Here is a 9,499-nt window from a genome sequence, read left to right on the forward strand (position 1 = left end):
GGATGTTCGTGTTCACCTGGATCAGGCTCTGGTAGCCGCCCTTGTACCAGTTGTAGGCGGCCCACGGCTGGTCCTTCACGTACTCGACGCTGAACCGCTCCCCCGCCGGCAGCGCGACGTGCGTCCCGGCGCGGCGCCGCACCTCGGCCAGCACCGCGTCCACGACCGCGGGGAGCTTCTCGCGCGGCACCTCGACGCGCGCGCGGACCGCCTGCATCCGCGCGGCGAGCGTCCCCTCGCCGGGGAGCAGCGCCTCGAGCCGCGCGCGGGCCGCCTCGAACGTCGCCGCCGGCACGGGCGGCGGCGCGACGTCGAACAGCAGCCGCGCCTCCTCGGCCAGCGACAGCCTCTCGCCCGACATCCGCCGCAGCGCGGCCTCGGCGGCGACGAGCTGCTTCTCGAGGAACGCGCGCCGCGGCGACGCCGGCGCGGCCTGCGCCTCGCGCAGCAGCGCCCGCGCGCGGGCCAGCAGCTCCGGCAGCGGCGTCGGCGCGCCGCGCTCCGCCTCGGCCTTCCACTCCGCGGGCCCGTAGTAGGCGTCCACGTAGAGCGGATCGTGCCGCCCGATCGCCAGCGAGAGCTTGACGTACGCGTCGGCGACGGCGTCGAGCCGCGCCTCCGCCCCGCCCTTCGCGGCCGCGCCGCCCTTCGCGGGCTCGGCCGCCTTCGCCCCGCCCGCGACGATTCCCGCGACCATCGCCGCCGCCGCCAACCCGATCGCCATCGCCGTCCTCATCGCCGCGCCGTCCTTCTCCCCCGCCGCATTATCGCCGCGCCGCGGATTCGCGCATCGTCTCCGAGGGCGCAAGCACGCGCCCAGACGTCCGCCCAATTGCCGAGCCGGTCCTCGGTTCATCCCCACACGCTTCGGGACAAGGCAAGGGCATGGAAGTGAACGCGCGTCGCCTGCGCTTCACCCGCCGTTCGCCCGCTGAGCGCTGCGCCCCGAGGGAGTGCGAAGGCTACACGACCTCCGGCGCGGCGAAGACGCCGTAGCCGCGGTCCGAGCGGCGGACCTTCGATTCGAACACAAGGTCGATGCCCCGCAGTTTGCGTTCCGCGGCGCGCCACTCTCCGGTGTTCGCCATCAGCAGGCTCTTGATCGCATGGAGACTGGCCTTCTCGATCCACATCGGCCACCGGAAAGCGATGTCTTTCCCTCGGCCGACGAAGCCAGTCGTGCCGAGTCGCTGACCGACGGGGAAGGAGGGGAATAAGGGCAGCGCTTGGAACGCGAGCCAGTCCGCGCCGGGAACGCCGAGCGCCTTGTCGCGCGCGGGATCGACGGCCGAAAGAGCGTAGAGCCGTTCGCCCGACACGTCCCAACGCAGAATCGGGAGCTTGCTCTCGTACTTCCAGGGGCCGAAAAGCGCCTCCTGCAGGTGTTCCCGCTGCAGGCCGTTCACGAGATCGATGACCATCCCCAAGAACTGCTGCTGGCCGGCGGTGAAATGGAAGGCCGTCGGCTTGGTGTTTCCCTGTCCATCGACGATGACATCGCTGCCATAGGCGGCGACGAACGCCTCGAACTCGTCCCGAGAGAACGGCGGCTTCGGGCTCCTTCCCGCGAAGTTACGGAACTCCTCCGGCGGCGCCTTGAGGTCGCGCACCACCTTGTCTGCCTTGTCCTTCTTCTTGTACGCCAGTTCCAACTCCGGCCGCTTTCGCCACTTCTCGGCGTCCCCGAAGATCGCATCCACCAAGGCGTCCGCGCCACGATCAAGGGTCAGAACGGCGCGCCAGCGTCCGTTCTTCGACCAATGCATCGCCGCCGACTTCTCGACGCCGGACACCACCCGGAAGGCGCCGAGAGCCGCCAAGAAGCCCAGAGGGTTGCCGCCGTCGCAGCCCGTGAGAACGATGTCCGCCATCGCCGCTCCCTTCTACTTTCCTGCGCTGACGCGGTGGTCCGCGAGCCGCAGAAGCGTCTCGAGGAACGCCAAGCCGTACCATCCGTAGCGCTCGACCAAGAGCCAGAAACGGTCCGCGACGCCCGAGTCGAGCTCGGCGGCGGCCCACGCTTGCGCCGCGGTCGCCCGCACACCATCAAATGCGAAGTCCGCGTTCTTCGAGGACGGATCGACGACGGCAGGCGCAAACGGGCGGGCGAAGCCGTGGTGAGACTCGATGAGGTGCAGGACCAGTTCACTGTCCACCATCGCCTTCTTCGCCAGCGCGGCCTTGGCCAGCGCCGCCGAGGCCAGTTCGTGCCTTCCCCCGGCCGGGTACCCGGACAGTTCGCGCGCCCGACGCCACGACGCGCGGTCGCGATACGACAGGACGGACTTCGCGAGCGGCGGCTCTCCCTTGCGGGCTCGGAGCTGATCGCCGCCCCGCAACATCGCTTGGAACCGCGGGTCCACCTTGCCTGCGTCGTGCCACTGCGCCGCGGCAACCAAGGCACCCATCTCCGCCTTGGGGATGCCGCAAAGTGACGCGAACCGCTCCACCTTCTCTCTTACTTGATCCAGATGCCGAGCTAGCGGCACCTCGGCGGAGGTGAACGACGAGCCAAAGCCGCCTTGATCCTCGCTCTCCGCCTCGCTCTTCCCTTTCAGCCGAACGATCAGGTATCCCGAGCCCTGATTGACGCGCACGACTTCGGTCGGCCCAGCGCGGAGCGCGCGCACGATTTCCAACAGCGGTCCGGGCTCGGGACTCCACTCCTCGAGCCACGCCGCAACTGCGTCTTCGAGTTCTGAAACGGCCAGATCCGGGTCGTCGCACGGCACGACTGGAGGATTCTCGGCGCCAAGCGCCGCGACGGCGCCGTGGAGCACGCGCTGGTCAAGCCGCAAGAGCGCGCACCCAGTCGCCGCGAAGTGGGCGATGTCGCCCACGTCAGAGACGGCGCTCGCTTCGCTCGCCTCGCGGCCCCGGCCCGCGACAGTCGGGCTCCAGACCTTGCTCTTCGGATCAACGCCGCCGTACTCGGCGGGAACGACGATCGTGTCGCCGGGCCGCAGCCAACGGCCCGACTCGCCTCCGCCGACGAAGCTATCTTCACCCCGCCAGACGATGTACGGACGGGACTTCCGCCACCTCGCGCGATCCCCCGCCGAAGCCTGCCCTTCGACGTCGGAAATGTCTCTGTCGGAGTCGATCAGGTCGTCGGACGCGCGGAGCCAGTCCCGCGCCGCAAAGAACGGCACGGGCATGGCTTCGCCCGCCGTGGGGCGGCACGCCGCCAAGAGACAAAGAGCCGCCTCCGAACGATCCTTGTGCGCAAGGTCCAGCTCTTCGATGTCGGCGCGCCACACCACGTGAACGTCCGCCGGCCCGGCCTGCGGCCCGTGAAGCCACAGCGCGACGTCCGGATCCACCATCGGCGCGGGTTTCGTCTGAGCGAGGGCGTCGAGATGCGCGCGCAGAAGGACCGGGGCATGGACCTCCGGAGCCAGCATTCCGACGAGCCGGTCCCTGCCGGGAAGACGCAGATTCTCGGCGCCGAAGTCCAGCTTCCCCTCTTTTTCCTTCAACCACTTCCACGTCTCGACGATGGCGGCGCCGTAGACAGGATCCGGCTCTTTGGCGTTGAGGGCGTCGTGCCTCACGACGATCGTGGCCTGCGCCTTGCCGCAGGACCCGAGCCGATCGAGCCGTCCGAACCGCTGCCGCAAGGCATCGAGGCTCGCGCATTCGGTGACCAACGCGTCGAAATCGACGTCGGCGCCCGCCTCGAGGCACTGCGTGGCGACGACGACAAGCGGCCTCGCCGAGACTTCGCGCTTTCGGTCGGGCCTTATCTGGTCGAAGTACTTCCCAACGACGATGTCCCGGTCGAGGGGCCGCATCCGTCCCGTCAACAGGACGACGCCGAAGTCCCGCGACTCATCGGGCTGCTTTGCCTCCAGGATTCGGAAGACGCGCCTCGCCGTGGCGACGCGATTGACCATGACGGCGACGCTGCCGGCGCCGCCGCGCAGCATGCGCTTCGCCTCGTCGGCCAGCGCCCGCGCCAGTCGAGTCGCGTTCTCCTCCTCCTCGGTCACGCAGGGGACAGCGAGGAGGGTGGCGGGCTTCGACGCGCTGAGTCGGCTGTGCAGCGGCCCGTCGGGCGAGCGGTCGACGGCGTCGAGCGCAAACCGCGTCCCGCAGTTCTTCGCGTCCACCGTCGCCGACATCCGAACGAGCTTCCAAGGCGTCAGCGGGGCGCGCTCGCATCTGCGTCTGCGCTCGTGGACGGCCGTCAGCGTCTCCTCGAACGGCCTCGCCAAGTGCACTTCGTCCAGAATGAAGAGCGAGTCCTCGCCGACCAGCGCGGCGTGAATCGGGCGCATGCCCTCCGACACGCCGTATCCGCGGAACAAGAGCCGGGACCCGACCTGATCGACCGTGGACACGGCGAGCACGGGGACCGTGGGATCCAGCGCCCACGACGCGTCGCGCCGCTTGCCGCCGCGAAGCGCCGCCACGACCAGCCTGCCCGACACGTCGGAAAGGCGGGAGAGTCGTTGCTGCACCGCGAGAAGCACGCCAGCCTTCGCGCCCAGCACCGCGCTGGCGATCCGTTCCGCCCGCGCGTAGGTCTGATCGACGACGACCCGCCGATCCACGACAAAGAAGATCCGCCGCGGCGCTCGCCGCTTGCTGGGCGGCTCCGTCGCCTGAAGCGCGAGGTGAAACAGGGCGACGTCCAAGGCGGCGGTCTTGCCGCAACCGGTCGGGATATCGAGGACGTCGGGCCAGCCGTTGGCGGCGACGTCCTCCATCAGCCGCATCTGCCACGGGAAGGGGTCGGATCCGTGGATCGCGTGAAAGAACGCGCCGAAGTCCGAGACCTGAAGGCCTTGCATCGCGTTGTCTCCTAGAGGGGCCGGCAGAGACCCAAGCCCTGGAACCGCCCCGCGCCCAACACAACGGGGCCCGCAACCGGCCGCTCGAAACGGATGACGGCATGCACAAGTTCGCGCCTGAACCGGCCGGCGCGCGCCGGATACGGGCCGTACTTGGCCGCATGCTCCGCGCCGCCGACGGCCGAGCTCCCGTCGATGCGAACCTCCGTCGGCGCCGGAAGGCCGATGTGCGTGCACGCGGACTCGACAGACTCGACCGCGCGCCGCAGCGCCTCGGCCGCCTTGGCGGCGGAGCGCGAACGGAGATCGCCCGGATGCCGGTCCAGCGCGATCGGCGTCGCCGTCGCCCAGGTGCGCGACGCGCGGCACCACGCGTCGGGGTCAAGAGTCCGCAGCCCGGGCAGGCCCACGACCCGCTGGAGCGTCAGTTCGCCCGCCGCACCCATGACGAGGCGGACCGGCGGGGGTTGGCTTCCTCGAGCCGCCCCGGCCCTGTCCTCCAACTTGACGACCGCGTCTTCGATGTACTGCCGATCGTCCTCCGACGTCTCCCGCGGAAGCACCACGGCAATTCCCAAGATCGAGCCGTCGGCGTAGCGATGCCCGACGAACGGAAGCGGCACGCAGGCGACGTGCGGTCGATCGGTCCGACGTCCGGAGGGCTCGTGTCCCGAAAGCACTACCTTGATCGGATCCGCGGCGGCCGACATCAGCGCGTCGCGAAGCGTCTTCGCCAACTCCGGCCCGCGGTGCGACGGGAACGCCGGTCCTTGAATGCGGCCGAACACCAGCCAGTCCTCGCCGAGGTTGCCGCACGCGGCTTCCCGCCCGGCGTTCGACGCCGACCGATACGGGACGAGCCCGCAGGGCAGCGTGCGGGGCGACGTCTCGCGGTGCCGCCCGAACTCCTCCTCCAGACGCTCAAGCTGCCCTTCGGAGACCACACGCAGGACCCGGGCCCCGCGCGTATTGTCGGAGGGAGTCCAAGTCGGGCGAGGCGGGTCGTTGACCCAGCGCAGCGCGACGAGGGACGACGAATGGCCGATCCGCGTCACGCGGCGCGCAAGCCGCTCCAAGCCACCGCGGACCGCCGCCGGCGGCGCCGCGTCGCGCCAGACGAAATGACACACCGGGTCGTCGGGGACGACACACGGGAAGGTCCGCGGCTGACGTCCTCGCCGCTCGGGCAGGACCGCCAGCGCGCGGGCTACGTCGATCTTCTCGCCGGCGTTGAACGTCCTGGCCGCGCGGTAGTCCTCCAGCAGGCGATCCTCCAGCTTCTTCGCGGTCGCCTGCAGCGAACGGATGGCCCGCCCGTCGGCCGCCCCCGACTTAGCCGCGGCGAGTTCGGCCTTCGCCTCCTCGCAAGCGCGCGCGTCGTCGGAGAAGTCCGGCATCGAGCCGACGTCGTTGACCGGCACGAACACCCGCGCCGCGGTGCGCATCCCGCAGTTGGAGGCCGCGATGTCCGGCGCGGGAAGACGCTCCAACCAGAGAAGCGCCTCGCGCTCCAACGGATCCGGACTGTCCGCGTCGTGCAGCGCGGCGACCAGCGCCGAGAACACGCGCGCGGGGTGAATCGGCCACTCCCCCTCGTTTCGGTCGTTGTAGGCGGTCGCGACGTATCGCCCGGTCAAGAGGTCGATCCGCAACGCCAGCATGGCCGTCACTCCTTCGACGTCGCGGCCTGCGCCCGGCTGATCCGGATCAGCTCGCACAGCTTTTCCGTCGGCTTGAGCGTCAGGATCGGCTTGCCGGGTTCGCACGCCCACCCCATGCCGCAATTGGCAGCCGCAGCGGCGGCGTCGGCGACCGCCTTTTGCGCATCTTCGCGGCTCATGGTCAGCCCATGGACGCGCCCGTCTGCGGCCACAACCTCGAACTGGGCGACGCCTTCGGGAACGAGCAGACAGCGGGAGCGAAGGTCGTAGCCCATCGCGTCCTGATACACGACCCCGGCGAGAGCGAGCGCGGCGAGCGCCGTCCTGGCCGCCGATTCGGCCTTGGCGCGCTGCGCCCCATCGAGCGTCCGCCCGCTGCAATCCACGGGGAAGGCGAGCTTCCGCAGGCCGGCCAAGGACAGCACCGCAGTGTGCAGCGCGTAGTCCAACGTGACGCCGCCCGCTTTCGCGTCCACCGACGGCGCAATGTTGCCGTGGTTGACGTCAGAGGGCTTCAGCGCCTGCGGCTTGGCGCTCTTGCCGCTCGGCTTCTCGAACGTCCAGCCTTCTTCGGCGTCCTCGTAGAGCGGATTGCCCTTCGAGACGTCCGAAATCTGCAGAGGGTCAATTCGACTGGCCGTCTTGACACCCGCGCAGGCGTTGACCCCGACAATCTCCGAAACCAGAGTCCGCGCGAACTTCGCGCCCATCCCGCCCGTCGCCCCCGTGGAGTCCCAGACACCGAAGATCAACGCGGTGGGGCAGAGCTTGAAGACGGCGGTCGCGCGCGCCACCTTGGCCCGAGTGAACGCAAGTCCCTCTCCCGACTGGCGGAACGGGACGCCTTTCGCCGTAGTGCTGTCGCGCAGGATGGCGTCCGCCAAGCGGTGCGGGGCGTCGAGCGTCGTGATCTGGCCGATGTCTTCGAGCCCCTTCTCGTTGGAAAAATCGACCACGATCACGGGGAAGGACAGTTCTCCCGCGCGCCATCCGGCGAGCAGTGCCTGTTCCATACGGTTGGCTTGCGACTGCACGGAGTCCAAGAGGACTGTATCCACGGCGGCGCCGTCGATGCGGCGGGTTTCGATGGCGTACTTCGTCTGGGCCTTGGGATCATCGACGACGTACGTCGGCGGGAAGACCTTGTCGCCGGCCCCGCCCGCCGGACCGAACCGCCGGACCCTCCGAACCGCGACCGCCCCCGCTTCGATGAGATTGGCCAACTCGTCCAGTTTCGCAGTCATGTTTCCGACCTCCTTGCTTGTTCATGGGTGGTATATTTAACGTCCCACCACTACCCGAGAATACGTCGCTGCCACGCGCCCGTCAAGGCGACGTCTCAGACAGATTCCACATGGGTTGCGAGCCTCCCCTCTCGCCGTAACCTCACCCCCTCGGCTGAGTTCCCCGCCCTCAGCCCGAGCCTCATTGAAGAATGGGCGGGATCTTTGCCGCCGTCTCGGGCAACACGCCGTCCCCGCCTGCGGCCCCGCCGCGGGCGGGGCCTCCTTTCTATTGGCGTCCCCCCTTATAGCTCAATGATGGGCCCATAACGTGCCGCCAGTGGCGTTAATCCGTGTCGGCCTTCCGTTTCATCGCTGTCTGCCTCGGTCACGCGGCAGGCCTGCGTTGACGACCGATTCCAGGACCACGACTCTTCCAACGCCAGCGGCACGCCCCGCCGCTTCAACCGGGCCTCGCGCCGAAGCGCGAGGAAACCCGCGACCAATTTGGCGTCGGCTCGGGACAGGGAGGCTGCTTCAATGAGGCCTCGCGCCGAAGCGCGAGGAAACCGCAACGGCAAGTTCGCCGCCGATGGGCCGCGCTACCTTCAATGAGGCCTCGCGCCGAAGCACGAGGAAACGTCCACAAGGCGGCCGTCGAGCCGCTGGAAAGCGACCCTTCAATGAGGCCTCGTGCCGGAGCACGAGGAAACCGCGGCGGCGACCGTGACCACGGAAGGGGGCATAGTCCTTCAATGAGGCCTCGTGCCGTAGCACGAGGAAACAACACTAACCATCGTAGGCGACAGGGGCGGCCAACCCTTCAATGAGGCCTCCTGCCGTAGCACGAGGAAACTTCAAGGCGCTGGTTGTGGACAAGGAAGCCATCCGCCTTCAATGAGGCCTCGTGCCGTAGCACGAGGAAACGTCAGCCGCGCGAGCGCGCCACTCGGCGGCAGATGTCCTTCAATGAGGCCTCGTGCCGTAGCACGAGGAAACGGCCGCGACCGAGGCCGTCCCGCGCGTCGTCGTCGTCCTTCAATGAGGCCTCGTGCCGAAGCACGAGGAAACCGTGCGCGCGGATCGGCTCCGGCGAGGACGCGGCGTCCTTCAATGAGGCCTCGTGCCGAAGCACGAGGAAACGACGCACGCGCCGAGCCGCACGTGGCAGCTCGCCGGCCTTCAATGAGGCCTCGCGCCGAAGCGCGAGGAAACGCGCCGGCAGATCGAGCAACTCCGCCGGACGATGTCGGACCTTCAATGAGGCCTCGCGCCGAAGCGCGAGGAAACCGCGGGGACGAACGGCACGATCGGCGCCGGCACGTACCTTCAATGAGGCCTCGCGCCGAAGCGCGAGGAAACGCGTCGCCGGCATCGTGTTCGGCCGCGCGTGGAACAACCTTCAATGAGGCCTCGCGCCGAAGCGCGAGGAAACGCAGGAGGCGGAGGAGGAGGGTCTGATCGACGGCGACCTTCAATGAGGCCTCGCGCCGAAGCGCGAGGAAACCTGTTGCAGGCGCTCCACGCGAACCCGTGGGATTGCGCGCTTCAATGAGGCCTCGCGCCGAAGCGCGAGGAAACCGCGCTCCGCCCAGTAGCTCTTCTTCGCTTCCTTCTTGCTTCAATGAGGCCTCGCGCCGAAGCGCGAGGACACTACTGCCACGCGTGCGGACCGTCGGCGGCGCCGCCGCTTCAATGAGGCCTCGCGCCGAAGCGCGAGGAAACGTCGAGTGCGGGCTCGGAGTCACCTCGACGGGAAAGGCTTCAATGAGGCCTCGCGCCGAAGCGCGAGGAAACGACGCCTGCCGGACGGCCGTCA

Annotated in this window: 5 protein-coding genes and 1 CRISPR repeat array; all 5 genes read right to left on the minus strand. The window is 69.0% G+C overall.

Annotated features, from left to right (window positions below; all coding sequences use genetic code 11):
* On the minus strand, positions 1-724 hold a 724-nt coding region (locus LLG88_01960), incomplete at its 3' end, for a hypothetical protein (protein MCE5245671.1).
* 238 nt (positions 725-962) lie between these two features.
* Complete coding sequence (locus LLG88_01965) at positions 963-1,871, minus strand: hypothetical protein (GenBank protein ID MCE5245672.1); 909 nt, start codon at positions 1,869-1,871, stop codon at positions 963-965.
* A gap of 12 nt (positions 1,872-1,883) precedes the next feature.
* Positions 1,884-4,796 carry a type I-U CRISPR-associated helicase/endonuclease Cas3 gene (gene cas3u / locus LLG88_01970; GenBank protein ID MCE5245673.1) on the minus strand — a complete coding sequence of 971 codons (2,913 nt, stop codon included), beginning with the start codon at positions 4,794-4,796 and terminating at the stop codon, positions 1,884-1,886.
* Between the two features lie 11 nt (positions 4,797-4,807).
* Positions 4,808-6,457 carry a type I-U CRISPR-associated protein Csb2 gene (csb2, locus tag LLG88_01975; GenBank protein MCE5245674.1) on the minus strand — a complete coding sequence of 550 codons (1,650 nt, stop codon included), beginning with the start codon at positions 6,455-6,457 and terminating at the stop codon, positions 4,808-4,810.
* 5 nt (positions 6,458-6,462) lie between these two features.
* Complete coding sequence (cas7u, locus tag LLG88_01980) at positions 6,463-7,701, minus strand: type I-U CRISPR-associated RAMP protein Csb1/Cas7u (GenBank protein ID MCE5245675.1); 1,239 nt, start codon at positions 7,699-7,701, stop codon at positions 6,463-6,465.
* 440 nt (positions 7,702-8,141) lie between these two features.
* Positions 8,142-9,477: a CRISPR direct-repeat array (repeat unit 35 nt; unit sequence CTTCAATGAGGCCTCGCGCCGAAGCGCGAGGAAAC).
* Positions 9,478-9,499: the final 22 nt, after the last annotated feature.

This window comes from bacterium, assembly GCA_021372775.1.
Classification (GTDB): domain Bacteria; phylum Acidobacteriota; class Polarisedimenticolia; order J045; family J045; genus JAJFTU01.